Source organism: Staphylococcus sp. GDY8P57P (genome assembly GCF_017892585.1).
Taxonomy (GTDB): domain Bacteria; phylum Bacillota; class Bacilli; order Staphylococcales; family Staphylococcaceae; genus Staphylococcus; species Staphylococcus borealis.
The window spans coordinates 1-255 of record NZ_JAESLK010000076.1 but is presented as its reverse complement, the minus strand read 5'-3'; the positions used below and the strand labels follow the sequence as shown (position 1 = coordinate 255).

The following is a 255-nucleotide window of genomic DNA, read 5'->3' as shown; positions in this document are numbered from 1 at the left end:
ATTATCAAATCAAAGTCTAGAACAAGAAAAGTGTAATTTTTCGTTAACCGGTATATCTAATAGCCGGTTAAGTGCACATACTGTGTGCATATCAAAACCAAAAATCAGTTTTGACCGTATGACAATCATTGGGAATTTAAATAAAAATAATGCTCAAAAACTTTCTGAATTCATGAGTGTTGATCCACAAATAAAGCTTTGGGATATGTTACAAACAAAATTTAAAGCTAAGGCACTTCAAGAAAAAGTTTATAT

General features: G+C 29.8%; 1 pseudogene. It reads left to right on the top strand.

The features are described from left to right. Nucleotides 1-52 precede the first annotated feature (52 nt). Nucleotides 53-255, top strand: a pseudogene (locus tag KA878_RS13545) (replication initiation factor domain-containing protein); the annotation flags it as partial.